The sequence below is a fragment of the Arthrobacter sp. V1I7 genome (assembly GCF_030817015.1).
Taxonomy (GTDB): domain Bacteria; phylum Actinomycetota; class Actinomycetes; order Actinomycetales; family Micrococcaceae; genus Arthrobacter.
Window position 1 is genome coordinate 3,136,049 of the sequence record NZ_JAUSYS010000001.1, and the last position, 26,483, is coordinate 3,162,531.

Below are 26,483 nucleotides of genomic sequence, written 5' to 3' on the forward strand. Positions count from 1 at the left end.
ACGTCGTAACATTTCTCAACATCCGTTCGCCGTGATAACCGGACCGGTCCTAGCGTGTTCGAGTGAGCACTCAGACAAGCACCCCCGCACCCGCTGGAAAGACCGGCTTCCAGCTGCCCAAATGGGCCGGCTCGTTCGGCTTCCAGATCATCGCCGCCCTGATCGTTGGACTGGGACTCGGCCTGCTGGCCAAGTACACCGGCAGCACCAAGGCCACCCCCAACGCCCTCGGCACCACCCTGCAGACCATCGGTTCGAGCTACGTCTCGCTGCTGCAGACCGCCGTCGTCCCCCTCATCTTCACCGCCGTCGTCAGCTCCATCTCCAACCTGCGCGCCGTTTCAAACGCCGCCAAGCTGGCCTGGAACACGCTGCTGTGGTTCGCGATCACCTCGCTGATCGCCGTGCTGATCGGCATCGGCCTGGGTGTGCTGCTGCAGCCCGGCGCCAGCACCGGCATCACCCAGGAGGCCAAGTACGCCGGCAAGTCCGGTGACTGGTGGGCCTTCCTGACCGGCCTGTTCCCGAAGAATTTCCTCGGCCTGGGCGCGAACACCACCGTCACCGAGGGCGTCGCCACCACCGCCGTGAGCTTCAACGTCCTCCAGATCCTGGTGATCGCAATCGCCGTCGGCATCGCGGCGCTCAAGGTGGGCAAGGCCGCCGAGCCGTTCCTGAACCTCAATGCCTCCGCCCTGGCCGTGATCCAGAAGGTCCTCTGGTGGATCATCCGGATTGCCCCGATCGGCACCGTCGGCCTGATCGGCAACGCTGTGGCTGTCTACGGCTGGGACACGATCGGCTCGCTCGGCAAGTTCACCTTCGCCATCTACGTGGGCCTGGCCCTGGTGCTGTTCGTGGTCTACCCGGTCCTGATCCGCGCCCACGGCCTGTCCATCAGGCAGTACTTCTCCGGCGTGTGGCCGGCCGTGCAGCTGGCCTTCGTCTCCCGCTCCTCGGTGGGCACCCTGCCGTTGACCCAGCGGGTGACCGAACGCAGCCTGGGTGTCCCCCGCGCCTACGCCTCCTTCGCCGTGCCGCTGGGCGCCACCACCAAGATGGACGGCTGCGCCGCCATCTACCCGGCAATCTCGGCGATCTTCGTGGCCCAGTTCTTCGGCATACAGCTCGACTTCACCCAGTACCTGCTGATCGCCCTCGTCTCGGTGCTGGGCTCGGCCGCGACCGCCGGTACCACCGGCGCCGTCGTCATGCTGACCCTGACGCTTTCCACCCTGGGACTCCCACTGGCCGGCGTCGGCCTGCTGCTGGCGATCGACCCGATTCTGGACATGGGCCGCACGGCCGTCAACGTGGCCGGCCAGGCGCTGGTCCCGACCATCGTCGCCAAGCGACAGGGCATCCTGAACGACTCGCTCTACAACGCACCGCGCAACGGTGACCCGTTCACCGACGAAGTCGACGACGCCGGCAACTCCGCCGTCGACCCTTCGGCTGCCGCCGCTCCCGCCGTTGAACGGGACGAGCGCGAGCTGGCAGACGCGAAGGCGTAACCGCCGGAACGAGCCGCAACAGGAGAAGTCCCCGGGAATTCCCGGGGACTTCTCCTGTTAAGCGGGCGTCCGGCTTGAGCGGCGTCCGGCTTCAGCGGCGTCCGTTGGAATCCGCGGCGCCTAGTGCCCGCCTCCCCCGATGACGCCTTTCTCCACGGCCTTGCTGACGGCGTCCGCCTCGGCCTGGGTCAGGGTTCCATCGGTGACGGCCTGGTCCAGCTTGGTCTTCAGCGCCGCGGCACGGTCCGCCTGTGCTGCGGTCCGGAGCTCCTCGAGGGCCGCGGTGACCCTGGACTCCTCGATGCCGAGCGACGACGCCAGGGCCTTGGCCAGGGCCGCGTCCCGGGCGGCACGGTCCGGTTTGGCGCCGTCGGCCGGCGGGGTGGTGGGCTTGTAGGCGTCGCGGAAGGCCTTCAGCGCTTCAGTCACCTTGGCCTCGTCGACGCCAAGCTTGGCGGCCAGCTCGGAGGCCCGGGCGCCGCCGCGGTCCCCGCCACGACCATGGCCGCCGCGCATGCCCTGACCGTCGGTGGTGCCGGGCGTCGCCTCCGCCGAGGCACTGGTGCTGGGAGCGGGAGTCGGAGTGGTGGCTGCCGATGCCATTTCGGTGACTCCCAGACCGGCGCCGAGGGCCAGCGAAGCGGCCGAAATGACCAGGGTGATTCTCTTCGTGCTTGACATGTGCTGTCTCCTGGATCTGCCGTGCGGTGACGGCTCCTTGTGCTGTGGTCTCTTTTCCAAGACGTAGTTCCAGTCTGCTGCGGCCGCTTCAGCCGGAGCTGTCGGGAAGCTTTCATCTTGCTGTGAATGTTTCCGGTCCTGAGGCTCGGGAATGGGTAGGCTCAGGGCATGTCGATCGTTACGTCGAACGAGATCCCGGAAACAGCAGCCGGACCTGCGATGACCGGACACTCCTCGCCGATTTCCCTCCTCGGCCCGGCCCCTCACGAAAGTTGCGCACTGTGCAAACATGCACGTAGTGTAAGGGCGTGACCCCACCTTCCACTCCCGATGCCGCCAGTCCCGACAGCGCCGGGCCCTCGCGCCGCGAGCTCAATAAGGCGGCGACCCGCCAGGCCATCACGGAAGCGGCGCTGGGCCAGCTGCGCGCCAAGGGCCCGGGCAACTTCACGGCCGAGGACATCGCGGACGCTGCCGGTATCTCCCGCCGGACCTTCTTCAACTACTTCAACAGCACCGAGGCGGCGATCGCGGCCGTGACTTTCGGCTTCCTGGACAAGGCGCTCCAGCAGTTCCGGCTGCGCCCGGCCGGGGAACCCTTCCTGGAATCGGCCCGTGCAGCACTCGTGGCCCTCGCGGACCCGATGACCGTGGCCCCGATGGCCGAGCTGTACAGCCTGGGCAAGTCGAATCCGCAACTCAGCCGCTCGGAGCTGGAAGCCTGGGACCACTGCACCGCCGAAATCACTGCCGCCGCCCGCGAGCGCGTCAACGAGGGGGCGGGCGCCGAACTCGACGAACTGTACCTCCGTGCCCTGGCCGGGTCCGTCATCTCCTGCGGCAGGGCGGCCATGGACGTCTGGCTGGCCAGATGCGGCGGGTCGCTCACCCCGGAATCCCTTTCCACCCTGCGCCAGCTCCTGATCGATTCCATGGGCCTGCTGGGCTCTGGATTCGCCCGCCCCGCAGCTGCCCAGGGTGCCCTTCAGGCCGGCAACCCGGCCGTCCCGTCCACCGCCACCCCTTCCCCAGATCGGCTCTGACATGGCACTACTCCTCTACCGCCTCGGCAAGTTCTCCTACCGGCACCGATGGTTGGTGATTTCACTGTGGCTGGCCGTGATGGTGGCCATCGGTGGTGCCGCCGCCGCCTTCCACGGCACCCTGTCCAACAACTTCCAGATTCCGGGCACGGAAACCCAGCAGATGGCGGACAAGCTCAAGAAAGAGCTCCCTGCTTCCTCGGGTGGCTCTGCGGGAATCGTCTTCGAAGCCAATGGCACCGAGTTCAGCCAGGCCGGCAAGGATGCGGTGTCCGCCGCGCTGACCAAGCTGACGACCCTTCCGGACGTCCAGGGGACGTTGGAACCGTTCGCCACCCAGGCGCAGCTGGACGGCGCCGCCGCTGAACTTATTACCGCCCAGCAACAGTCAGCCGCAGGCCAGGCCCAGCTGGCCCAGGCCGCGGGAGAACTCGCCGGCGGCAGGAGCCAACTTGAGGCCGCCGAGCAGCAGATGGCCGCCGCCGGACTCCCCGCCGCCGCCATCGAGGCACGGCTCGGCCAGCAGAAGGCCGCCCTCGCCGCCGGGCAGGAGAAGCTCGACGCCGCCACCAGGGAGCTTGCGGCCGGCAACAAGAAACTCGCCCTCGGTCAACGCCAGTTGGACGCCTCCCGAGGGATGCGCTTCGTCTCGGAGGACGGCAACGCCGCGATTGCCCAGGTCCAGTTCAAGACCTCCATCAATGGCCTGGAGCCCCAGGTCCGCCAGGAAGTCCAGGACATCGTCAAGGAAGTCTCCTCCGCCGGCGTCACGGCCCTGCCGAGCAAGGAAATCACCGAAGACGTCTCCGAGCTGTTCGGGATCTCGGAGATCCTCGGAATTGCCATCGCCGCCCTGGTCCTGATCATCATGCTGGGCACCTTGATCGCCGCCGGACTTCCTCTGCTCATGGCCGTCGTGGGCGTGGCAGTGGGCGTGGGCGGCACGTTCGCCCTCAGCGGCGCCCTGGACATGAGCTCCATCTCCCCGATGCTGGCCTTGATGCTCGGCCTCGCCGTGGGCATTGACTATTCCCTGTTCATCGTCAGCCGCCACCGCGGCCAACTGCTGTCAGGCATGGATCCGGAGGAATCCGTGGCCCTCGCCACCGGCACGTCGGGAAACGCGGTGCTCTTCGCCGGCCTCACCGTCATCATTGCCCTCGCAGCGCTCGTCATTCCGGGGTTGCCCTTCCTGGCCGTGATGGGGCTGTCCGCCGCCGGCACCGTGGGCGTCGCCGTCGTCGTCGCCCTGACTCTGACCCCGGCCGTCCTCTCCCTGCTGGGCCGGAAGCTGATCTCCAAGCGGGCCTGGGCCAAGGCGGAGGAGCACAACACCGAGCCGGGCCACGAGATGGAAGACCGCGCCAGGGACGAACACCGCGGCAGCCACGGCTGGGGCGGCCTCGTCACCAAGCACCCGGTGATGGCTCTGCTGGCCGGCGTCCTGCTGCTCGGCATCGTGGCGCTGCCAGCCGGCCAGTTGAGGCTCGCCCTGCCCGACGGCGGGTCAGAACCCGTCGATTCGCTGGCCTTCAAGGCCTACGACGTCACGGGACGCAGCTTTGGAGCAGGCATGACAGGACCTATCGTGGTCGTCGGTGACCTCCCGGCCGGTCTCAGCGAAACCGAGGCGCAGGCCAGGCAACTCGACGTCGCGGACATCCTGCGCAGCACCGAGAACGTCACCGCCGCCGTCCCCGTGGCACTGAGCGACGACCGCCGCACCGCAGTATTCCAGGTCATCCCGAACGAGGGACCGGCCAGCGCCAGTACGGTCCGGGTGGTCTCCGAACTGCGCGCCGAAAAGGGCGCGATCAAGGACTCCACCGGGGTAAGCATCGGCCTCACCGGACAGACCGCCGGAAACGTCGACGTTTCCACCAAGCTCGGCGATGCCCTGCCGCCGTACCTGGCGATCGTGGTGGGCCTGTCCCTGATTCTGCTGCTGCTGGTGTTCCGTTCCATCGTGGTGCCGCTCCTGGCCACCGGCGGCTTCCTGCTCTCGCTGGCTGCCGCCTTCGGCGCCGTCGTCGCGGTCTACCAGTGGGGTTGGCTCGGGGCCATCTTCGGCGTCGAGAATCCGGGCGCCGTGCTGAGCTTCCTGCCGATCATCCTGATCGGTGTGCTGTTCGGCCTGGCCATGGACTACCAGGTGTTCATAACATCCGGCATGCGCGAGTCCTACATGCACGGCGAATCGGCCAAGCACGCGGTCCGGTCCGGCTTCAGCCAGGCCGCCGCGGTGGTCACGGCGGCAGCGATCATCATGGTCAGCGTGTTCGCGGGCTTCATCTTCTCGCACCTGAACATGGTCCGGCCGCTGGGCTTCGCCATGGCCTTCGGTGTGCTGATCGACGCCTTCGTGGTCCGCATGACGATCGTCCCCGCCGTGATGTACCTGCTCGGCGCGAAGGCCTGGTGGCTGCCCCGCTGGCTGGACCGAATCCTGCCTGACGTGGACGTTGAAGGCGCGAAGCTGCGGAAGCCGGACACCATTCAGGCTGCCGGTGCCGCGGAGGAACCCGCGGAGGCCACCGCCCACTGACCTTCGCCACCGCCCACGAGGTGTCAAGCCGCCCGCCGATCACGTTGATCGGCGGGCGGCCTTGTTGTGTGCAGGGTGGAGTCGCCTCGCGGGGCCGCCGGGCAATCAGGCTGGAGCGATCCGGCCGGATGGATCAGGCCGGGCGGATCAGGCGGCGTCGATCAGGCCGGGTGGAGCAGGCGGCGGCATCAGGCGGGGTGGATCAGGCGGCCGCTACCGGGCGGGGTGGATCAGGCGGCCGCTACCGGGCGGCCCGCGCCGGCTAGCTTGAGCGTCTTGGCATTGTGTCGCAGTTCCCGTCTGAAATGTCTGTCAGTTGAAGCTGGCGGCACGGCGAGGGTACTTCCAGCCTCTGTGCGCCGTAGCGGAACGCCGGGCAGCGGTGGTGCGGTGGAGTGGTAGCTGTGGCCGGTGGGGGTGGTGAGTTCAAGGTTGTGCCTGTGTTCCTTCGTGTCCGCGGGTCCGGGCCCGGGGCGTGGCCGGCTGGTCCAGCCGGGAGTTTCCTTGGTGTAGTTGCAGGCTTCGCAGCACCCGGCGCCGTTGGTCGAGTTGGTCGGTCCGCCGTGCTGCCATGGAATGATGTGGTCCAGATGGCGGATCGGGGCGTCGCAGTAGGGGGTGCGGCAGGTGTCGTCGCGGGCCTGGAGGAAGCGTCGGAGCCCGGCGGGGAAGAGCCGGGCCCGGGAGTCCATCGCGACCAGGTCCCCGGCGCCGGGAGCGGTATAGAGCCGCCGCAGCCAGGTCTGCAGCTGGCGGTTGCCGTCGTCGCCATTACCGGCGGCGCCGCGGGTTTCCGCACCGCCCGGGCCCGCTCCGGTGCCCGGCGCTGAGCCGGCGTTTTTGATCAGTTCGCGGGCCCAGCCGGCGGGGACGATGCCGTAGCCGGGGAGCCGGGCGGGTTCGCTGTCGCCCTGGAACAGGGTCCGGTCAGTCAGAACGAGCTGGATCTCGATGCCGGTGATACCGCCGGGGGTGCCGGTGAGGCGTTCGACGAGCCCGTCGGCCATCAGCTGCCCGCGGCCCCGGGGGTCCCCGCCGGTGCGGAGCGACTCGGCCTGCCTGGACAGGGCGGCGTAGGCGGCGACGCCGGCGGAGACCGGGAGCAGCGCGGTCAGGTACGTCATGGTGTCCGGGGCGGGGCGGAGGCTGACGTGCCGGTCACCGGCGGCGTGGCTGGCCCGCTCCGTGACCGAGCGGGGGTCCTTCCGGTAGGCGCAGGCCCGGGCCGCGGCAACCATGGCCCGGTCGCCCGCGCCGGTGAAGGATCCGGTGTCGGCGGCGAGTTCCTCGTCGACGGCGCAGCGGTCCGCGGCGGACAGGCACGCGGTTTCCCTGGCCAGGAGGGTGGCGCGCCATTCGTTGAGCTGCCCGCTCTCCAGCGCCGCGAGGGTGTGCGGCATTTCGGTCACGAGGGCTTTGGCCAGGCCCAGGAGCCGGCCGCCGCGGGCCGGGGACTCGCGCCGGGCGAGGGCGATCTGCGCCGCGACCCCGGCCCCGAGCTCGGCCGCGGGCATGCCGGCCGCGCGCTGGGCGCGGCGTTGGACGGCATCGAAGGCGACCGCGATCCGGGCCTGCAGCGCGGCCGCCGCGGACTTCAGATCCTCGAGCTCCCGGAGTTGGTCAATCAGCCCGGGCCCGGGCCCGCCGCTGCCGCGGCCGCCGCCGAGGTGGCAGGGGCGGACGGTGGCGAGCAGGCGGGCGACATCCGGAACCGTCGCGCCGCGTCCAGCGCCGCCCCGAACCACTTCTGGCTCCCGATTGCCGTCCATGAACCAACTCAATCAGAGACCTCCGACAATAAAGGCCCGGGGGAATTAGGCTGGAGCGGTGACCCGCCTCATTCTTGCCTCCCAGTCCCCCGCCCGCACCAAGCTGCTCAGCTACGCCGGCATCCGGCACGAAGTCCTCGTCTCCGATGTGGACGAGGACGCCGTCCAGGCCCGCTATGGCGTGACCGATCCGCACGACACCGCCCTCCTGCTCGCCCGGGCCAAGGCCGAGGCCGTGGCATCGCTGCCGGAGGCGGAAGGCGCCCTGGTACTCGGCTGCGATTCGGTTTTCGAGTTCGACGGCGAGGCCCACGGCAAGCCGTACACGGCCGAGGTCGCCCGGGAACGGATGCTCCGGATGAGCGGCAGCATGGGTGTACTGCACACGGGCCATTGGCTGGTGGACTGCCGGGACACCGACGGCCCAGCCGACGGCCGCGACGATGAACGCCTAGAAGGCGCCGACAGCTCCGAGAACAGCTCAGAGCGCCCCGGCACCGGCGCGACCCTGGGCCATGTCACGTCCGCCGAGGTGCACTTCATGGAGATGAGCGCCGAGGAAATCGATGCTTACATCGCCACCGGGGAGCCGCTGCAGTGCGCCGGATCCTTCACGATCGACGGCTACGGCGGGGCCTTCATCCGCAAGGTGGACGGCGACCCGCACACCGTCGTCGGGCTTTCTATTTCAACCCTCCGCGGCCTGTTGGGCCAGGCGAAGGTGGGCATCACCGAACTCTGGACCGGAGGGGCGGTGGACCCGGCCGAGGTACGGGCTGAGTGAGCCATTTCGCAGTCCCTTTGTAGCAACCCTACAAAGGAGGGGCCGTTTGCGGGCGGATTCCGCAAGTAATATCGGCGGACCCCACAAAACCGCGCTAGGCTCCCTGAAGGAAAGAAGGAGACGCCTTGTCAGCAAATTCGGAGCAGTCCGCAAATCCCGTGCCGTCGTCAGCCGCAGTAACGTCAGCCGCAGTTACCCATCGGCTGAGCAAGGTGCTGATCGCCAACCGCGGTGAAATTGCCGTGCGCATCATCCGCGCCGCCCGCGACGAAGGCATCGCCTCCGTGGCGGTCTATGCGGACCCGGACCGGGACGCCCTGCACGTCAAACTGGCCGACGAGGCCTACGCCCTGGGCGGTAACACCGCCGCCGAGTCCTACCTGGTGATGGACAAGCTGATCGAGGTGGCCCACCGCTCCGGCGCCGACGCCATCCACCCCGGCTACGGCTTCCTGGCCGAAAACGCCGAGTTCGCCGCCAGGGTGATCGCCGCCGGCATCACCTGGATCGGTCCCTCCCCCGAGGCCATCTCCGCCCTCGGCGACAAGGTCCAGGCCCGCCACATCGCCGAAAAGGTCGGCGCCCCGCAGGTCCCAGGAACGGCAGACCCGGTGGAGTCCGCCGAGGAAATCCTCGAGTTCGTGGACAAGTTCGGACTGCCGGTGGCCATCAAGGCTGCCTTCGGCGGCGGCGGCCGCGGCATCAAGGTGGCCCGCACCCGGGAGGAAATCCCCGAACTGTTCGATTCCGCCGTCCGCGAGGCCGTCGCCGCCTTCGGCCGCGGCGAGTGCTTCATCGAGCGCTTCCTGGACGCCCCGCGGCACGTCGAGACCCAGTGCCTGGCGGACGCCCACGGCAACGTCGTGGTGGTCTCCACCCGTGACTGCTCGCTCCAGCGCCGCAACCAGAAGCTGGTCGAAGAAGCCCCCGCCCCCTTCCTCACCGAAGAACAGAACCGGCGGCTCTACGAATCCTCCAAGGCCATCCTCAAGGAAGCCGGCTACCTCGGCGCCGGCACCTGCGAGTTCCTCGTGGGCCAGGACGGCACCATCTCCTTCCTCGAGGTCAACACGCGCCTCCAGGTGGAGCACTGCGTTTCCGAGGAAGTCACCGGGATCGACCTCGTCCGCGAGCAGTTCCGGCTGGCCCGCGGCGAAGAACTCGGCTACGGCGACCCCGAGGTCCGCGGCCATTCCATCGAATTCCGCATCACCGGCGAGGACCCGGGCCGGAACTTCATGCCCGCCCCCGGCACCATCACGCGGCTCTTGAACCCGACCGGCCCCGGCGTCCGGATCGACTCCGGCGTGGAGCAGGGCGACATCATCAGCGGCAACTTCGACTCGATGCTCTCCAAGCTGATCGTCACCGGCGCCACCCGCCCGCAGGCCCTGCAGCGCGCCCGCCGCGCCCTCGAGGAGATGGTGGTCGAAGGCATCCCCACCGTCATCCCGTTCGACCTCGCCGTCGTCAGCAACCCGGACTTCGCTCCCGCCGAAGGACCGTTCAAGGTCCACACGCGCTGGATCGAGACGGCCTTCGTCAACGACATCCCCGCCTGGATTCCCACCGGCACCGATGTGGAAGCGACCGACGCCGGCGAACGCCAGCGCGTCGTCGTCGAGGTCGGCGGCAAGCGCCTCGAAGTCGTCCTCCCGGCATCGCTGGGTTCCGTTACCTCCGGTAGCGGGGGCGCCGGCAAACCGGCGAAGGCCAAGAAGCGCTCCCGCAGCGGCGGCGCGGCAGCCGCGGCCAGCGGTAACGCGCTGACTTCCCCCATGCAGGGCACCATCGTCAAAGTGGCCGTCGCCGACGGTGAGACGGTTGCCGAAGGCGATCTCGTCGTCGTGCTGGAAGCCATGAAGATGGAGCAGCCGCTCACCGCACACCGGGCCGGGATCGTGATGGGGCTGTCCGCAGCTGCCGGCGAGACCGTCTCCGCCGGCGCCGTCATCGCCATGATCGAAGACACCGCGGCCGGGTAGCGGAGGAGTTGACGGGAACGGCAGACTTAGTTCCGTGAAGCCATTCCTCCTCCTCGCCTCCCGCGCCGAAGACGCCGCAGCCGAAGACGAATACAGGGCCTACCTCCGCTATACCGGCCTGGACGCGGCGCAGCTGCACCGGATCCGGATGGAGGCCGTCCCGCTGCCGGACCTGGAACTCTCGGAGTACTCGGGCGTGATCGTCGGCGGCAGCCCGTTCACCTCCAGTGATCCCGCGGAGCAGAAATCGGTCACCCAGCACCGGGTGGAGCGGGAGCTGGCCGCGCTGTTGGACCGGATCGTGGCCGAGGACTTCCCGTTTCTGGGCGCCTGCTACGGGGTCGGGACGCTGGGCCGGCATCAGGGTGCCGTGATCGACCGGACCTACGGTGAGGGACTGGGCGGCGTCATCATCAGCCTGACCCAGGAGGGGTTGAACGATCCGCTGCTCAAGGGCCTGCCGGAGGAGTTCACGGCGTTCACCGGCCACAAGGAGGCATGCACCGTCCTGCCGCCGGACGCGGTACTGCTGGCGAGCTCCGCCGCCTGCCCGGTGCACATGTTCCGGATCAAGACCAACCTCTACGCGACGCAGTTCCACCCGGAGCTCGACGCCGAAGGGCTGGTCACCAGGATCGACATCTACCGCCATGCCGGGTACTTCCCGCCGGAATCGGCCGAAATGCTGATGGAGGACGCCCGGCAGTTCGTCGCCACGGAACCGATGAAGATCCTCCGGAACTTCGTGGAGCGGTACGCCACCTGACGGTTCCGGGCTGAGCCCGGCCTGAAACCCGGCGCCGAAGAGCCCGGACGGGAGCAAGGCGCAAAGAAGCCCGGTGTGTTCAGCACACCGGGCTTCTTCTCTCAGGAACCAGTTCCAGTAACCAGTTTCAGGAACCAGTTTCAGTAATGAGTCTCAGTAACGAGGGGCGAGCGTCAGGCTACGTTGTTTTCGTAGTCCAGGTCGCGGGTTTCCTTGCTCAGGAACAGGGCGATCAGCGTCAGGACCGACATGGCGGTGAGGTAGACGCCCACCAGCACGGGGCTGCCCTTCGCCATTTCCCAGAGCCAGACGGCGATGAACGGGGCCACGGCCGCGCCCAGGATGCTGGAGACGTTGTAGCTGACGGCCGAGCCGGTGTACCGGACATTGGTCGGGAACAGCTCCGGCAGCAGTGCACCCATGGGACCGAAGGTCAGGCCCATGAGGGAGAAGCCGATGATGAGCAGGGCCATGGTGCCCACAAAGCCGCCGCTGAAGAGCGGGACGAACAGCAGGCCGAAGCCGAAGATGCCGGCGGTGACTGCCATCAGCATCTTGCGGCGGCCGTACTTCTCGGCCAGCGGGCCGGAGACCAGGGTGAAGATTCCGAAGAACACGACGCCGGCGATCAGCATCCAGAGGAAGTCGTTGCGGGAGAAGCCCAGGCCGGGGACGAAGGCGGCTGCGGCGGCCTCGGTCATCGGCTTGCCGGCCTTCTCCGCGGCGGCCTTGGCGGCGTCCAGGCTGGAGGCGCGGGTGCCGTAGGTCAGCGTGAACGTGGTCATCAGGTAGAAGAGCACATAGGTGGCGAGCATGATGAACGTGCCCAGGATCAGCGGACGCCAGCTGGTCTTGAAGACGCGGGCGAGCGGCAGCTTGGCGACCTCGTTGGATTCGAGCACCTTGGTGAAGGCCGGGGTTTCGATCAGCTTGAGCCGGACGTAGAGGCCGATGATGACCATGACCGCGCTGAGCAGGAACGGCACCCGCCAGCCCCAGGCCATGAAGTCCTCCGCCGACAGCGCGTAGCTGAAGACCAGGAAGATGACGTTGGCGATGATGAAGCCGATCGGGGCGCCCAGCTGCGGGAAGGTGCCGTAGATGGCCCGCTTGTTCGCCGGGGCGTTTTCGGTGGCCAGCAGGGCCGCACCGCTCCATTCGCCGCCGAGGGCCAGGCCCTGGGCGAAGCGCATGACCACCAGCAGCGCCGGGGCCCAGAATTCCCAGCCCGGGACGAGGGCGGTGGGCAGGCAGCCGATGAGGAAGGTGGCAATACCCATGGTCAGCAGCGATGCCACCAGGGTGCCCTTGCGGCCGAACTTGTCACCGAAGTGGCCGAAAACGATGGAGAGCCAAGCGGGCGCGCGATGAAAGCGACGCCGAAGACCGCGAAGGAGCTCAGCAGCTGGGTGGTTTCGTTCTGGCCGGGGAAGAAGAGCCGGGGGAAAACCAGTACGGCGGCCGTGGCGTAGACGTAGAAGTCGTAGAACTCAACGGTGGTACCGATCAGGCTGGCGACGATGACGCGGCCGCGCGAGTTCACCTGTTTGGCGGACCCATGCCCCGTGGAGGTTGCAGTGGATGACATGTAGTGGCGCTTTCATGAGGACCGGACCGTTCTTGCTCAGCGTCCGGATGAGGAGAGGATACGTAGGCCTACATATTAGTTCCCGTGGTCCAATCAATGGACAAATGTCCCACTATTTGGACAACCGGGATCGTCTCACGTGATGGCCCTCACACGATACCGTTCACGTTCCTCACGCCGTACTGGACGCGCCGATAGGCAAACGTCACAGCATGTTAACAAACGGCGACGGTCCCGGAAACGCGGCTTCCCTACCTTGGAAGGACAACACCCCCAAGGAGGTCTCCGTGACTGCTGAACGCACCGCAAACGCCGAACCCGGCGTTGCCACACACCTTGAAGCCGGTACAACCGTCGGGGGCCCCGCCCTTGAATACCGTCCCGGCCGTTGGATCGCCAACTGGGATGCCGAGAACAAGGACCAGTGGGAGTCCCTGGGCCGCCCCATCGCGCGCCGCAACCTGAACTGGTCCATCTTCGCCGAGTTCCTGGGCTTCGTGGTCTGGCAGCTCTGGTCCATTGTGGTGGTCCAGCTGCCCGCCGCCGGATTCACCTTCAGCACCTCGGAAATCTTCTGGCTGATCTCCATGCCCAGCCTGGTCGGCGCCACGCTGCGGATCCCCTACACCTTCATGGTCCCCCGCTTCGGCGGCCGCAACTGGACCATCGTCTCGGCCTTGCTGCTGCTGATCCCCTCAGTCGGACTGGCCATGTGCGTCTCCAACCCGGACACCCCGTTCGGCACCATGCTGTTGGTCGCGGCCCTCGCCGGCTTCGGCGGCGGCAACTTCGCCAGCTCGATGGCCAACATCACCTTCTTCTACCCGGCCCGGGAAAAGGGCTGGGCGCTGGGACTGAACGCCGCCGGCGGCAACCTGGGTGCCGCCGTCGCACAGCTTGCCGTTCCGATCGCGATCACCCTCCTGGCCGCGGGCGCCGTGAACCTGCCCATGGCAGGGCTCATGTGGGTCCCGCTGATCCTGCTCGCCGCGTTCGGCGCCTGGAAGTACATGGACAACCTCACCAGCGCCAAGGGCGACGTCGCCGGCTCGCTCGCCGCGCTGAAGGAACCGCACCTGTGGATCATGGCGCTGCTGTACATCGGCACCTTCGGCTCCTTCATCGGCTTCGCCGGTGTCTTCCCCAAACTCATCAAGGACTACTTCCCGGCGTTCTCCTCCATCGGCGTCGGCACCGTGGCACTCTCGCTGGCGTTCCTCGGCCCGCTGGTCGGCTCCCTGGCCCGCCCCTACGGCGGCCGGATGGCTGACCGCATGGGCGGCGCCCGGATGACCGTGGCCGCGTTCGCCGCGATGGCCGTGATCACGCTGACCATGATCTGGACCCTCCCCCTGAAGAACTTCTGGCTCTTCCTGGCCCTGTTCCTGTTCCTCTTCACCGCCAGCGGCTTCGGCAACGGAGCCACCTACCGGATGATCCCGGTCATCTTCGCCACCTCCAGCCGGGCAGCAAAGTCCGGGGCCAGCACGGTGGCCACCCAGCGCCTGGCCTCCTCGGCGCTGGGCCTGATCTCGGCCATCGGCGCCTACGGCGGGTTCGTCATCCCGCAGGTCCTGAATGCTTCCAACAGCGCCAGCGGCTCGTACACCCCGGCGTTCTACGGCTTCGTCGGTGCGTACGTCCTGATGCTCGTGGTCTGCTGGGCCTGCTACCTCCGCACTGCCAGCCGAAATGCGATGGGACACGTCTAACATGACCAAAAGCGCCGACACGCACTGCCCTTACTGCGCGCTGCAGTGCGCCATGACGCTTACGTCCCCAGCGGCTCTGACCCCGGCTCCCCGGCCGGGGTCAGACCCCGTGGCGGCGCAGCCCGCCGCCGTCACCCCCGTCCTCGAGGCGCCCCTCGACGTCAGTGGACGCGACTTCCCGACCAACCGCGGCGGCCTCTGCCGCAAGGGCTGGACCTCCGCCACGCTGCTGAACCACACCGGCCGGGTCACCGAACCGCTGCTTAAGGGCGCCGACGGCGTCCACCGCGCCATCGGCTGGGACCAGGCCCTGGAGCTCATCACCGCAGCGGTCAAGACCACCCGCGCCCGGTACGGCGCGGACGCCGTCGGCGTCTTCGGCGGCGGCGGGCTCACCAATGAGAAGGCCTACCAGCTCGGCAAGTTCGCCCGGCTGGCCCTCGGCACCTCACGGATCGACTACAACGGCCGGTTCTGCATGTCCTCGGCCGCAGCGGCCGGAATGCGCGCGTTCGGGCTGGACCGCGGCCTCCCGTTCCCGCTGGCGGACCTCGACGCCGCCAGCACCATCCTGATGCTCGGCTCCAACGTCGCCGAGACCATGCCGCCGTTCGTGCAGCACCTGCAGGGCGCCCGCGACGTCGGCGGCCTGATCGTGGTGGACCCCCGCCGCTCGGCCACCGCGGCGTTTACCTCCGACGGCGGCGGCCTGCACCTGGCACCGCTGCCCGGCACCGACCTCGCCCTGCTCCTCGGCATCTCCCACGTCGTGATCCACGAAGGCCTCGCCGACGCAGGCTTCATCGCGGCCCGCACCGCGGGCTACGAGGCCCTGGTCCGCAGCGTCGCGGGCTTCTGGCCCGAGCGCGTGCAGTCCCTCACCGGCGTCCCCGCCGGGCTGATCCGGGACACCGCCCGCAGGCTGGCCGACGGCGCCCGTAAGGGCGGCAGCTACATCCTCACCGGCCGCGGCGTGGAACAGCACGTCGACGGCACGGACACCGCCACTGCCGCCATCAACCTCGCGCTGCTGCTGGGGCTGCCCGGCTCCGCCCGCAGCGGCTACGGCACCCTGACCGGCCAGGGCAACGGCCAGGGCGGCCGCGAGCACGGCCAGAAGGCGGACCAGCTCCCGGGCTACCGCAAGATCACCGACCCCGCCGCCCGCGCCCACATGGCCGCGGTGTGGGGCGTCCCGGAGTCGCTGATCCCCGGACCCGGCGTCCCCGCCGTCGAACTGCTGAAGTCTTTGGGACAGCCCGACGGCGTCCGTTGCCTCTTCGTGCACGGCGCCAACGTGGCGGTGTCCGCGCCGGACGCCAACGCCGTCATCAAGGGCCTGCGCAGCCTGGACTTCCTGGTGGTCTGCGACTTCTTCGTCTCCGAGACCGCCGCCGAGGCGGACCTCATCCTGCCGGTCACGCAGTGGGCCGAGGAGGAAGGCACCCTCACCAACCTCGAGGGCCGGGTGCTCCGCCGCCGCCGGGCCCTCGCTCCCCCGCCCGGCGTCCGCACCGAACTGTGGATCATGAACCGGCTGGCCGAGGCCCTGGATGCCCCGTCGGCGTTCAGCGAAGACCCGGAGACCGTGTTCGAGGAGCTCCGGCTCGCGTCCGCGGGCGGGCTGGCCGACTACTCCGGGATCGACTACGCCATGCTGGACCGCGGCGAGGCCGCCTACTGGCCCTACCCCGCGGGCAGCACCGGCACCCCGCGGCTGTTCCTGGACTCCTTCGCCCACCCGCACGGCCGGGCCGTGTTCACGGCGGTGACGCCCCGCCGTCGTACGCCTTCTGCCGCGCCGGCCGCGGATGCGGCTGACCGCGCCGGCGCTGGTCATTTCGGCACGGCGATGACCCTGATCACGGGCCGGCTGATGGAGCACTACCAGTCCGGCGCGCAGACCCGCCGGGTGGCCGCCCTTGCCGCTGCCCAGCCCGAGGCCCGGCTGCAGATCCATCCCGCGGCCGCCGCGGCGCAGGGCATCGCCGAGGGCGACTATGTCTCCATTTCGAACGGGCGCGGCGAGGTCAGCTGCCGCGCCGAACTCAGCACGGACATCCGGCCCGAGACGGTGTTCCTGCCGTTCCACTTTCCGGAGCTGGAGAGCGCCAACCGGCTCACAGAGGCCGCGACGGATCCGATTTCCGGGATGCCGGAGTTCAAGACCAGCAAAGTGTGGGTCCGGCCGGGCGCAGATGTGCTGCTGGCTGCTGATTTCCAGAAAGAAGGTGCCTCATGACTGAGCGGATTGTTGTGGTGGGCTTCGGGCCGGTGGCCGCGCGGCTGGTCGACGAGCTGTTGCCGGCAGTGCGCGGCGGGCTGGCGCAGCTGACGGTGATCGGCGAGGAGGCGGAGGCCGCGTACAACCGCGTGCTGGTGGCCGATCTGGGCGTGGGGCGGACCACGGCGTCCGCTTTGGCGCTGTCCGATGCGGCCGCGCTGATTGCCGATGGCGTCGACGTCCGGCTCGGCGTGCGGGTCCGCCGGGTGGACCGCGCCCGGCAGCAGCTGATTCTCAGCGACGGCACCTCCCCCGGCTACGACCGGCTGGTCTTCGCCACCGGCTCCCGTCCGGTCATTCCCAACCTCACCGGGCTCAACCCGGATCCGGCCGCGCCCGTGCTGCCTCCGGGCGTGACCGCGCTGCGGGACCTGCGCGACGCCTCGGTCCTGCAGGCGGCGGTGGCGGGCGGCAAACGCGTGGTGGTCCTGGGCGGCGGCGTGCTCGGCCTGGAGACGGCCCTGGCCGCGGCCGAAGAGGGCGCCACCGTCACCGTGGTCCACAACGGGCCGCACCCGCTGGGCCGCAACATCGACCGCGGCGGCGGCGCCGTCCTGGCCGCGAGCCTGCGGAACTGCGGGGTGCGGGTGGCCGGCAACGCGCGCTCCGTCGGGGTGGAACACAACGCGCCCGACGGCGGGTTCTCGGCGCTGCTGCTGGAGGACGGCTCCGCGATCGACGGCGACCTGCTGGTGCTCTCATGCGGCGTCCGGCCCCGGACGGAGCTGGCGGAAGGCTGCGGACTGTCGACGGCGGCCGGCATCCTGGTGGACCACAAGCTCCGGGCGCATCACGAACCCCACATCTTCGCGATCGGCGACTGCGCCGAGGTCCGCTGCCCGGAGCCGGAGTGCGTCGAGTGCCGCACCGCGCGGGGCCCGTCCGGGCTGGTGGGTCCGGGCTGGCGGCAGGCGGAATGGCTGGCTGACTACCTGACGCTGCTGGCTTCCGGGGCTGACTCCGAGGCGGAAGCGTTGCCTCCGCTTCCGGCGGAGAAGCCTGGCGTCATTGTGCTCAAGGCACGCGGCCTGAACATGGCCGTGGCCGGGGACAATGGCGCGGAACCCTGGGATGAGGACGTGCTGAGTGCCGGTGCGGTGAACGGCCGTGCCCGGCTGCAGATCGCCCAGTGGGCCGATCCAGAGCACGGCCGCTACGTGAAGATGACCACCCGCGCCGGTGTCCTAGAGGGCCTGGTAGCCGTGGGAATGCCCCGCACCGCGGCTGAGCTGGTGCAGCTGTTCGAACGCGGCGCCGAACTTCCCGCGGATAGGTCGCTGCTGCTGCGCCTCGATGGGCCGGACCAGGCGGCTGCCGCGGGTGCGGCCGATCCTGAGCGGACGGTATGCCGTTGCGCTGGGGTGAGCGGAGCCAAGATCGCTGCTGCAGTTACTGACGGTTGCGGGACTGTGGCCGAAGTGTCCGGTGCCACCCGCGCCGGCACCGGCTGCGGCGGCTGCCACGAGGACATCAAGGGGATCATCGAGAAGCACTTCCAGGGGGCGGCGGCGTAGGGGCGGAGCGGAGCGCTGCGCACAACTTGGGCAGGCCGGACTGAGTTCACACACAGTCAACGCTCCTGGGTTGCAAACTATCAAGATGTTCGACCAGTGCGCCCATGTGGTGAGGCAGATACTGCCTAAGCGATCACCCCCTTCAACGAGCCCTCAGAAGCTGATCTTGAAGATCAGCTGCCCTGTTCCGTGGTGGCCGGCAGGCATGCCGTAACCTGGCCCAACTAACGGGCTGGCCTTAAGCGCGGTGGGGTGGGACCCTGCTTCCGTGTCAGTCTGAAAGGCGGGATCGCTACTGATGATGGCCTCCCCACCGAGCCCTAGGCCGACACGACCGACGTTGATCATGATTCTAGAGTTGACGCCCGCCTCAGCGCCCGCAAGAGTGTGTTCACGGCCGTCGTTATAGCGAACGAAGCCTCGCGCGAGGGCGCCCACTGGGGAGAATTCAATCCATATATCGCCTGCTGAAGTGCGGACTTTTGCGGTTCGAACCACGAACCGCGCTCCAACGGTGGACTCGGTACGGCGCGTACCAGTAAGTGCCGTAGCGTCCAGCTCCAGCCGGCCGGTGTAGGACAGTCCGGCGAAGCTCCCTTGGGTCAGCTGTTCAATCGTGTGGCCCCAGGTGATTCCGCCCTCGATCAGGGGCTTGGTGCCGGACGGCCACGGGAACAGAGGGCTGTTGCTTACTTTCTCGTGAATGAACTTTTGGACAAGGCTCCCCCACTCCGGGCTGTCGACCCCGACGCTCGTGACTAAGTCAACTGTCGTCCCGCCCGAGCGGAGCACGGTCACGCCGATGTCGACGGTGAGCACGCCCGAGTAGGGACCCTTTGGCGTCCGGTAGGTGGTCTCTGGGCCGAAGGATGCTCCCGGTGGAAGCGTTGGGCGGGGCGTCGTCATACCAATCAACGTTAGGCCGATTCTGCTCAAACCAACCCCGTGCTTGTTGAAGATTGCATCACCGCGAAAGCCGGCGGTTTTGCCTTGATCGGTACCCGCCCCCTGATTAGGGATGTTTCCGTTGCCGTCATTGTCGTAGTTGATCCACACGTCCACCTTGCTCTCGGAGGCCGCCCGCTCCTCCAACGTCTCGGGCCTCAGCATCCGGTCCAGCCAGTCCGGTTTGTGGGGAGCCTGCGTAAGGGCACGCAGGGTCTGCTCAGTGGATAATGGTCCAAAGGTCAGCCGCGTGGGTCGCGCTTCATCCTTCGACTCCAGCCGGGGCAGCAGCTGTAACAGTGGCGCCGGTGGCGGGGGCACCGGATGAAGTCCAGCGATGAGCGCCCACAGCTCACCTCTGCTTGACTGTTCAAGCGAGAGATGAAGCTCGTCAAGTGGGTTCCGCATCCGCAGCGTCGTAGGGGTCGAACCGGACTCGCCAGTATCCCTCTGGATGCGCGATACGCCGGAAGAGCCAGAAGCGGGGTCGAGGATGCGCTGAACAGCGCGATTCCCGATGGCATGCTGTAGCAGGAGACCCGCCTCGAAACGTTGTCGTGTCTGGACCCGGGGGGACAAAAGGGCAGCCATTTCCGCCTTGAGGGGCGACTCACGCGGTCGATCGACGGAGTGGGCACAGCGATCATTTGACGGTCGGCTCCGCTCACGGCCACCAACGGCGCCGTTCGCCCCTGTGTCAAAGTCTGCCCTCAATCGGTTCCCTAGCCTTGCCTACCGAATCGCTATTTGCGCAGCGACATACGATCCCACGCTACGCACTGTGCAGGGTTTCATACATACTCTTTACGCGGTTCCTGAGGCAGGGTCATCTGCCCGATAGCGCAGTAGCGACCTTGCTCCGCGTTGACCATCACACGGAGCAACAGCGCAAGCTCAGACGTGAGTGGGGGCGAGCGCGCCGAAGGGTGCGTAAAGAGAAGGTAGCCCGGAGTTCAGGACAACCAAGTCCTACGCCAGCTGGCGGTCTCCCAGTCCGCACCCGGCCGACACCTCAGCCGGCCATGGCACTACCGAGGACGACGTCCGTGCTGAGTTCCCTGCCGCCTCGCTGGTAGGTGACGTTGACGGCGGTCCCGGCTGCGTGTTCGTGTGCGGCGGCGGTGAGCTCCGAGGCGTCGGTGATGCTCCGCCCGGCCAGACCGGTGACGACGTCGCCGGTCTTCAGGCCCGCGTCGGCCGCCCCGGATCCTAGTGTCACGGCGGAGATCTCGGCCCCTTCCGTGAACCCTGATGACGTTCCCGAGGCCATGTCCTGAACGGAGAGTCCGAGCTGCCCGTGCGTCGCGGACCCCGTGGTGATGATTTCCTGCGCCACCCGGAAGGCCTCGTTGATTGGTATCGAGAAGCCGACGCCGATATTTCCGGACGAAGAGGACGTGGAGTCCGCCGTCGCAATAGCCACGTTGACGCCAATAACCTCGCCCTTCGAGTTCACGAGGGCGCCGCCGGAATTCCCGGGGTTAATGGCCGCATCCGTCTGGATGGCATTCATGCTGATCGAGGGCTGGACGGCCGTGGAATAGCGGCCCTGGCCCTGTGTGCTGGGCGCCGCGGCCGAGGAAGCAGTTTCGATGGTGCGGTTGGCGGCCGAGACGATGCCGTCAGTGACCGTGCCGCTTAGCCCCAAGGGAGCGCCGATGGCAAGGACGGTGTCGCCGACGTTGACTTTGCCGGAGTCACCGAGCACAGCAGGGACGAGTCTCTCGGCTGCAATCTTCACGACTGCCAGGTCCGCAAGCGGGTCGGTGCCAACCACCTTCCCGGAGTAGACGTTGCCATCGCTGGTGCGGACCTCGATGATGGCATCCGCGGCTTCGCCGTCCAAGGTGACCACGTGCATATTGGTCAGGATGTTGCCGTCCGCATCCAAAATGATGCCGGAGCCGGTTCCTCCCGACTCCGCAGCGGTCGCGCTGATCGTCACCACACTGGGTGTCGCCTTTGCGCCGCTGCGGTAACGGCATTCACGCTCTCTGCATTGTTGACGATCACGGGGGTAAATTCAGCCGCCTGCGCGGTACTTGCCGCCGGGGATGAGGCCTTCAAAAGGGTCGTGGCACCGGCGACAGTACCCCCGCCAAAGAGTCCGGCGGCCAACATGCAGGCAATGAGTCCTCCGGCACCGACCCGCCTCCTGACCTTCGGGCCCGCCGCACCCTTCGTGCGTGCCAGTTCGTCGACGCCCGACACCTGCGGCGCGGGCCCAAACGGGAGTTGTGTGGATTCCTTCATGATCGAGCTCCTTGGAGGGTGGTGCTCCGAGTCTTTCGAAGCTGTACCCCCATCGTGGAACTCCGGGCTTTCCGCCGTCTGTCGTCCCGCTGTGAAGGGACTGTGAGGCATTCGGGCGCTTGCATCAACTCCTAGTTCGGGAGCCCGTACCGCAATATCGCGTTTCCCTTGCTCGTGCGGCGCGCGTCTTGGAGGGTGAGCCGGATGACGGGATCAGCGGGCTCGAAGAGATGGCGCCCCTTCGCTGCCACGACCGGGTGGACCATCAAAGTCAGTGAGTCCAGCAAACCGGCGAAGAGCAGTTGACGCACAACGGAGATGCCGCCGCAAACACTGATCTCACCGCCATCTGTCTCCTTGAGTTCCGCCACAAACTCCTCCAGGCCCTTATCCATCAGCTTGGCATTCTGCCACTCCAGCTCACCGGACAGCGTTCGCGAGGCGACGTACTTGGCCACCGCATTGATGAACTGGCCGAATGGGTCGTTTTCGTCGGCATCGGGCCAGTAGCCTGCCCATTCCTGGTAGCCGACCCTGCCCAGCAGCACCGTGTCGGTCCGTTCGATCCAGTTTGACATTTCGGCACCCAATTCCTCGTCAAAGCTGTCGTACTGCCAGAGGTTTGGAGCTTCAACCACGCCGTCGACGGAGTGAAAGAGTCCGGCGGTCACGTTACGCATATAGGTGTTCTCCTAATTTTCAGTCAGACGGAAGGCAGGCAGGCATCGTTCAGACTGGCACTCTGCAGAGCTCGTGGCAAGAGAAACGAGCGGATTAATTTACGCGCGAGTAGCGAGCCATCGCGTCACACGAATCGGTGGGCGAACGCGCGGCAGGTAGCATCGGGGGCATGAGCGCCGACGACGACGACATCACCGAAGAACTGCTGGCTGACGCCGACAGGCTCACCGGGCTGGGCCTTGAGTTGCTGGGGCTCGACCCGCATCCCGATGACATGACCGCCGAGCAGCGGCTCCAGTTCGATCCCGAGGACCTTGAGGAGATGGCCGCCGTCGACCCGGCGGAGCGCCAGAAGGCCCTTCGCCAGACGCGCCTGCTGGCCGGCCTGCTGTGGAACTCCTCGAGCATCCTCATGGACCAGCTCTTCCGTGACCTGGGCACGCTCAGCGGGCTGGAGGCCGTGACTCCGACCGACGTCGCCGGGACGTCGGTGCTCTCCTGCCTGCCGCCGCAGTTCGCCGCCGGCTACGACGCGAAGTTCACCCAGAAGCTCATCGTCGTCGCATCCGACGTCACCGCGTCCCTGGTCCGCGGCTGGACCGCCCCGGGCTCCCTCGCTGCCGAGCTCGCCGTCCGGTGCCTGCTCGATCAGGCCGAGATCACCGAGGACATTTACGAACTGGACCTTCCCGAGGACTGGCGGGCGAACGTTCAGGAAGTCCTGCTCGAGGACGCGGACAGCGAGGCGCTGTACAGCGACGGCCCCGACGACGACGGCACGGTCGCCAGTGCGGCCGGGCAACTGGACTTCAAGCACTGGTTCCGTCCGTTCACACCCGGCGACACCGTTCCGCCGTACGCCTGTTCCTGACCCAACTGGAAATGCCACGAGGCCGCGGCGCCGCGGTCACTGCCCGCCGGGATGTTGCATGGACCGGCTACTGGTTGGATTCTGCTGCTTCTGAGGCCGTGGTGGCTGCCCAGCTGGTGAGGAGTTTGATGCGCTCTTCGTGGGTGGTTCCGGGTTCGGCGGTGTAGACGCTGAGGTCGGCCACCACACCCGGGGAGGTGGGCAGCGTGAGGGACTGGTAGATCAGCTCCAGGTCGCCGACCACGGGGTGTCGCAGCCGTTTGGTTCCCTCGTGGCGGAAGAGGATGTCATGCGAGGCCCACAGCGTGCGGAACTCCGGGCTCAGTGTGGATAGTTCGCGCACGAGTCCGCGCAGAGAGCGGTCGTTGGGCTCACGGCCCGCTTCGGCTCGTAGCAGAGCCGCGGTGGCCGCGGCGCCTGCGTCCCAGTCGATAAAGAACTCCCGTGAGGCCGGGTCGAGGAAGTGAAAGCGCGCGAAGTTGGCACGGCCGTGGGCAGTCGCAGTGTCGCTGGCGAACATCGGCGCGTGCAGTGCACGGGCCAGCGCATTGCTGGCCACAACGTCGAGGCGGCCATTGCGGACGAACGCGGCCGACATAGTGATGGAGTCAAGCAGCCAGTGGACAGGGGCAGCCAACTCAGCGTCCTTGCGGCGGGAAGGCGTGCGGCGCACGGGCCGGGCTGCCCGGGCCAGCTCGAAAAGATACCGGCATTCCTCGTCGTTCAGGTGCAGTGCGCGGGCGACGGCCTTGAGGACGTCTTCAGACACGCCGCTGATGTTGCCCTTCTCCAGCCGCGCATACCATTCGGTGCTCACTCCGGCGAGAAATGCGACCTCCTCGCGGCGTAGTCCGGGGACACGTCGGCGGCTTCCCGCCGGCAGGCCGACCTGCTCCGGGCGGAGTTTGGCGCGACGGCTGGCCAGGAAGTCCCGGATGTCGGCGCGGTTGTCGGGCTGGTTGTCCATGAATCCACGATAGCCCTGCTTCACCCCGGATAAGGGGGAAGAATTTGTCCCCCCTATAAACGCAGGCTTCTTCGCGAGTTGGAAACGGGGTGACATTGATGGAGACGCTATCGATGGCAACGAGGAGTTTTATGCAAGGGGAAGCCCCAGGCACCCAATCCGAGGTTCAACCCGAACTGGACAGACGCCAATCAACCCGGCTTCCGCTGGTGATCTACGTGCTGGCCGTGGGAACGTTCCTGATGCTCACGACCGAGTTCGTGGTGGCCGGCATTCTTCCGCAGATCGCGGGTGACTTCCAGGTCAGTGTCGCCCAGGCGGGCCTGCTGATCACGGTGTTTGCGGTCGGCATGGTTGTGGGCGCACCGCTGATGTCAATGCTGACTCTGCGGCTGCCGCGGCGGCTGACGCTGATCATCGCTCTTGTCGTGTTCGCGATCGGGCATGTCATCGTGGCACTCGGCTCCAACTTTGAAGTGCTGCTGCTAGCGCGGTTCCTGACAGCGCTGGCCACCGGCGCGTTCTGGGCGGTGGCCGCCGTCGTCGCTACCCAATCCGCGGACCCGGCGATGGGCGCCCGGGCCATGGGTCTGGTGAATGCCGGCGGCATGCTCGCCACCGTCATCGGCGTGCCGCTCGGCGCTTTCACTGGCCAGCTCATCGGCTGGCGCGGAACGTTCTGGGCTCTAGCGGCCCTGGCCTTAATCGTCATAGCGCCCATCGCGCGCCATGTCCCGCACGAAGCGCAGCACTATCGGGGGGTGTCTGTCCGCTCTGAAGTGTCCGCCTTGCGCTCCGGCCGGCTGTGGCTTGCCCTGGCGGCCTGCGCCACGACGACCGGCGGAGTCCTCGCCGCCTATTCCTACATTTCGCCGCTGCTGACCGACCAGGCCGGCATCCCCGCCGGACTCGTTCCACTGGCCCTGACCGGTTTCGGCATTGGGTCCCTGGCCGGCTCGATCCTAGGCGGACGTTTTGGTGATGCCCACCCACACCTGACCACCATGGTGGCGCCCGCCGCCAGTACTGTCATCCTTCTCCTTATCTGGCTGCTCTCAGGACAGCCGGTGCTGACGGCAGCGCTGGTCGTGCTGCTGGGACTGTTCGGGCTGGCGGCCAATCCCGTGCTGGTTTCCCTGGCCGTGCGCTTCGCCGGCCAGGCGCCAACGCTCGGATCATCCCTCAGCGTCTCAGCCTTCAACATTGGAACAGCCGTGGGATCCTGGCTTGCAGGTTTGGCCCTAGTCACCCCGCTCGGAGCCACCGGACCCGCCATGGTCGGCACGGTCATCGCCGCGCTGGCCTTTATCCCCGCAGCAGCGCTTGCCGTAGCCGCACACCGGGCAACACCGACCGTTAGGGACCCCGGGGCCCGCTCTGCCGCTACGACAGCGGCCGACGCTGGTCCTCGCACCAACGTTCACGTCGGGAACTAAGGCCACCCCGAGGTCGAAACCCAGCAAGGCCACGCCCAAAACAGGAGAAAACATGTTTACCGTCAATGCTTACGCAGCACCGTCCGCCACCGGGGACCTGGTCCCTACGACCATCGAACGCCGGGACCTTGGCGCCCACGATGTCCTGATCGAGGTCAGGTACGCGGGCATCTGCCATTCCGACATCCACACCGTCCGCGGCGACTGGGGACCCCAGACCTACCCGCTGGTTCCCGGCCACGAGATCGCCGGCATCGTCACCGAAACCGGCTCCGCCGTCACCAAGCACCAGGTCGGCGACCGGGTCGGCATCGGCTGCATGGTCAACTCCTGCCGCGAGTGCGCCAACTGCCTGAAAGGCGAAGAGCAGTACTGCCTCAACGGAATGACCGGCACCTACGGGGCCGTCGACCGCGACGGCACCATCACCCAGGGCGGCTACTCCACCCACGCCGTCGTGACCGAAGACTTCGTCGTCAGCATCCCCGAGGGCCTCGGGCTCGACGTCGCCGCACCCCTGCTGTGCGCGGGGATCACCACGTACTCCCCGCTGCGGCACTGGGGTGCCGGCCCGGGCAAGAAAGTCGCCATCGTCGGGCTCGGCGGCCTGGGGCACATGGCCGTCAAGCTCGCCCACGCCATGGGCGCCGAGGTCACCGTCCTGTCCCAGTCGCTGAAAAAGCAGGAAGACGGGCTGCGCCTGGGCGCGGACCACTACTACGCCACGAGCGACGAGGGGACCTTCGAGACGCTCGCGGGGACCTTCGACCTGATCATCAACACCGTCAGCGCCACAATCGACATCAGCGCCTACCTGCAGCTGCTGACCCTCGACGGCGCCCTGGTCAACGTCGGAGCCCCCGCCGAACCGCTCCCGGTCAACGCGTTCGCCCTCATCATGGGACGCCGGTCCTTCGCAGGCTCCATGATCGGCGGAATTCGGCAAACCCAGGAAATGCTCGACTTCTGCGCCGAGCACCAGCTCGGAGCCGAGATCGAAGTCATCCCGGCCGGCAAGATCAACGACGCCTACGAACGAGTCCTGGCCTCGGACGTGCGCTACCGGTTTGTCATCGACGCATCCACCTTGAGCTAGAACGCCGCCCGCCTTAACGACAAAGGGTCCAATGGCTTTGCGCCGTTGG

At 67.6% G+C, this 26,483-nt stretch carries 19 protein-coding genes and 1 pseudogene; 12 read left to right on the plus strand and 8 right to left on the minus strand.

Annotation, left to right across the window (positions count from 1 at the left end; genetic code table 11):
* Positions 1–62: 62 nt before the first annotated feature.
* Positions 63–1,514 (plus strand): dicarboxylate/amino acid:cation symporter, encoded by a 1,452-nt coding sequence (locus QFZ69_RS14460; protein ID WP_306919160.1) that lies wholly within the window; start codon positions 63–65, stop codon positions 1,512–1,514.
* A 120-nt stretch (positions 1,515–1,634) separates the two neighbouring features.
* On the opposite strand, the gene QFZ69_RS14465 is transcribed toward QFZ69_RS14460, so the two are convergent.
* The gene (locus QFZ69_RS14465) at positions 1,635–2,195 is read right to left on the minus strand and encodes a hypothetical protein (RefSeq protein WP_306919162.1); all 561 of its coding nucleotides are present in this window, start codon (positions 2,193–2,195) and stop codon (positions 1,635–1,637) included.
* 308 nt (positions 2,196–2,503) lie between these two features.
* Between QFZ69_RS14465 and QFZ69_RS14470 the strand changes: the two genes are divergently transcribed.
* Both QFZ69_RS14470 and QFZ69_RS14475 read left to right on the plus strand, forming a co-directional pair.
* Positions 2,504–3,238, plus strand: a complete 735-nt coding sequence (locus QFZ69_RS14470; protein ID WP_306919163.1) for a TetR/AcrR family transcriptional regulator — start codon at positions 2,504–2,506, stop codon at positions 3,236–3,238.
* Position 3,239: 1 nt separating this feature from the next.
* A complete protein-coding gene (locus QFZ69_RS14475) occupies positions 3,240–5,783 on the plus strand; it encodes an MMPL family transporter (RefSeq protein WP_306919165.1) in 2,544 nt (847 codons plus the stop codon).
* A 230-nt stretch (positions 5,784–6,013) separates the two neighbouring features.
* On the opposite strand, the gene QFZ69_RS14480 is transcribed toward QFZ69_RS14475, so the two are convergent.
* Positions 6,014–7,552, minus strand: a complete 1,539-nt coding sequence (locus tag QFZ69_RS14480) for an HNH endonuclease signature motif containing protein (protein WP_306919167.1) — start codon at positions 7,550–7,552, stop codon at positions 6,014–6,016.
* 58 nt (positions 7,553–7,610) lie between these two features.
* Here QFZ69_RS14480 and QFZ69_RS14485 point away from each other — a divergent pair, with 58 nt between their 5' ends.
* The 3 genes from QFZ69_RS14485 (at position 7,611) to QFZ69_RS14495 (ending at position 11,087) form a co-directional block, all read left to right on the plus strand.
* Entirely contained in the window at positions 7,611–8,336 is a 726-nt protein-coding gene (locus QFZ69_RS14485; RefSeq protein WP_306919170.1) for a nucleoside triphosphate pyrophosphatase, read from the plus strand.
* Positions 8,337–8,494: 158 nt separating this feature from the next.
* Positions 8,495–10,321, plus strand: a complete 1,827-nt coding sequence (locus QFZ69_RS14490; protein WP_306919700.1) for a biotin carboxylase N-terminal domain-containing protein — start codon at positions 8,495–8,497, stop codon at positions 10,319–10,321.
* Between the two features lie 34 nt (positions 10,322–10,355).
* Positions 10,356–11,087, plus strand: coding sequence for a glutamine amidotransferase (locus QFZ69_RS14495; protein ID WP_306919171.1), 732 nt, complete (start codon positions 10,356–10,358; stop codon positions 11,085–11,087).
* 173 nt (positions 11,088–11,260) lie between these two features.
* Here the strand turns inward: QFZ69_RS14495 and QFZ69_RS14500 are convergent.
* Positions 11,261–12,675, minus strand: a pseudogene (locus tag QFZ69_RS14500) (MFS transporter).
* A gap of 287 nt (positions 12,676–12,962) precedes the next feature.
* Between QFZ69_RS14500 and QFZ69_RS14505 the strand changes: the two are divergent.
* From QFZ69_RS14505 to QFZ69_RS14515, 3 genes are read left to right on the plus strand one after another with little or no spacing between them, the layout of a single operon-like run.
* Positions 12,963–14,387: an MFS transporter gene (locus QFZ69_RS14505; protein ID WP_306919175.1), complete on the plus strand. Its 1,425-nt coding sequence runs from the start codon at positions 12,963–12,965 to the stop codon at positions 14,385–14,387.
* 1 nt (position 14,388) lies between these two features.
* Positions 14,389–16,629, plus strand: coding sequence for a molybdopterin oxidoreductase family protein (locus QFZ69_RS14510; RefSeq protein WP_306919177.1), 2,241 nt, complete (start codon positions 14,389–14,391; stop codon positions 16,627–16,629).
* Positions 16,626–18,185, plus strand: a complete 1,560-nt coding sequence (locus QFZ69_RS14515) for an FAD-dependent oxidoreductase (protein WP_306919180.1) — start codon at positions 16,626–16,628, stop codon at positions 18,183–18,185. The genes QFZ69_RS14510 and QFZ69_RS14515 overlap by 4 nt, the downstream gene beginning before the upstream one ends.
* A gap of 153 nt (positions 18,186–18,338) precedes the next feature.
* Here the strand turns inward: QFZ69_RS14515 and QFZ69_RS14520 are convergent, their stop codons facing one another.
* The 4 genes from QFZ69_RS14520 to QFZ69_RS14535 form a co-directional block, all read right to left on the minus strand.
* Entirely contained in the window at positions 18,339–19,721 is a 1,383-nt protein-coding gene (locus QFZ69_RS14520; protein WP_306919181.1) for a hypothetical protein, read from the minus strand.
* A gap of 421 nt (positions 19,722–20,142) precedes the next feature.
* Positions 20,143–21,075, minus strand: a complete 933-nt coding sequence (locus tag QFZ69_RS14525; RefSeq protein ID WP_306919183.1) for a S1C family serine protease — start codon at positions 21,073–21,075, stop codon at positions 20,143–20,145.
* Positions 21,072–21,383 (minus strand): hypothetical protein, encoded by a 312-nt coding sequence (locus tag QFZ69_RS14530; RefSeq protein ID WP_306919185.1) that lies wholly within the window; start codon positions 21,381–21,383, stop codon positions 21,072–21,074. Before QFZ69_RS14530 ends, QFZ69_RS14525 begins: the two co-directional genes overlap by 4 nt.
* A gap of 131 nt (positions 21,384–21,514) precedes the next feature.
* Entirely contained in the window at positions 21,515–22,063 is a 549-nt protein-coding gene (locus tag QFZ69_RS14535) for a dihydrofolate reductase family protein (RefSeq protein WP_306919187.1), read from the minus strand.
* 170 nt (positions 22,064–22,233) lie between these two features.
* Between QFZ69_RS14535 and QFZ69_RS14540 the strand changes: the two genes are divergently transcribed.
* Complete coding sequence (locus tag QFZ69_RS14540; protein ID WP_306919189.1) at positions 22,234–22,935, plus strand: hypothetical protein; 702 nt, start codon at positions 22,234–22,236, stop codon at positions 22,933–22,935.
* A 67-nt stretch (positions 22,936–23,002) separates the two neighbouring features.
* On the opposite strand, the gene QFZ69_RS14545 is transcribed toward QFZ69_RS14540, so the two are convergent.
* A complete protein-coding gene (locus tag QFZ69_RS14545; RefSeq protein ID WP_306919191.1) occupies positions 23,003–23,902 on the minus strand; it encodes a helix-turn-helix domain-containing protein in 900 nt (299 codons plus the stop codon).
* 131 nt (positions 23,903–24,033) lie between these two features.
* Here QFZ69_RS14545 and QFZ69_RS14550 point away from each other — a divergent pair, with 131 nt between their 5' ends.
* Both QFZ69_RS14550 and QFZ69_RS14555 read left to right on the plus strand, forming a co-directional pair.
* Positions 24,034–25,338: an MFS transporter gene (locus tag QFZ69_RS14550; RefSeq protein WP_306919192.1), complete on the plus strand. Its 1,305-nt coding sequence runs from the start codon at positions 24,034–24,036 to the stop codon at positions 25,336–25,338.
* Between the two features lie 52 nt (positions 25,339–25,390).
* A complete protein-coding gene (locus tag QFZ69_RS14555) occupies positions 25,391–26,434 on the plus strand; it encodes an NAD(P)-dependent alcohol dehydrogenase (protein ID WP_306919194.1) in 1,044 nt (347 codons plus the stop codon).
* Positions 26,435–26,483 lie beyond the last annotated feature (49 nt).

Excerpts from the sequence above, each read along its gene's own strand:
- QFZ69_RS14480 (WP_306919167.1), bottom strand. The coding sequence starts at position 7,552 with ATGGACGGCAATCGGGAGCCAGAAGTGGTTCGGGGCGGCGCTGGACGC.
- QFZ69_RS14550 (WP_306919192.1), top strand. The coding sequence starts at position 24,034 with ATGCAAGGGGAAGCCCCAGGCACCCAATCCGAGGTTCAACCCGAACTG.
- QFZ69_RS14545 (WP_306919191.1), bottom strand. The coding sequence starts at position 23,902 with ATGGACAACCAGCCCGACAACCGCGCCGACATCCGGGACTTCCTGGCC.
- QFZ69_RS14510 (WP_306919177.1), top strand. The coding sequence starts at position 14,389 with ATGACCAAAAGCGCCGACACGCACTGCCCTTACTGCGCGCTGCAGTGC.
- QFZ69_RS14475 (WP_306919165.1), top strand. The coding sequence starts at position 3,240 with ATGGCACTACTCCTCTACCGCCTCGGCAAGTTCTCCTACCGGCACCGA.
- QFZ69_RS14520 (WP_306919181.1), bottom strand. The coding sequence starts at position 19,721 with ATGGCTGCCCTTTTGTCCCCCCGGGTCCAGACACGACAACGTTTCGAG.
- QFZ69_RS14540 (WP_306919189.1), top strand. The coding sequence starts at position 22,234 with ATGAGCGCCGACGACGACGACATCACCGAAGAACTGCTGGCTGACGCC.
- QFZ69_RS14555 (WP_306919194.1), top strand. The coding sequence starts at position 25,391 with ATGTTTACCGTCAATGCTTACGCAGCACCGTCCGCCACCGGGGACCTG.
- QFZ69_RS14465 (WP_306919162.1), bottom strand. The coding sequence starts at position 2,195 with ATGTCAAGCACGAAGAGAATCACCCTGGTCATTTCGGCCGCTTCGCTG.
- QFZ69_RS14515 (WP_306919180.1), top strand. The coding sequence starts at position 16,626 with ATGACTGAGCGGATTGTTGTGGTGGGCTTCGGGCCGGTGGCCGCGCGG.
- QFZ69_RS14530 (WP_306919185.1), bottom strand. The coding sequence starts at position 21,383 with ATGAAGGAATCCACACAACTCCCGTTTGGGCCCGCGCCGCAGGTGTCG.
- QFZ69_RS14535 (WP_306919187.1), bottom strand. The coding sequence starts at position 22,063 with ATGCGTAACGTGACCGCCGGACTCTTTCACTCCGTCGACGGCGTGGTT.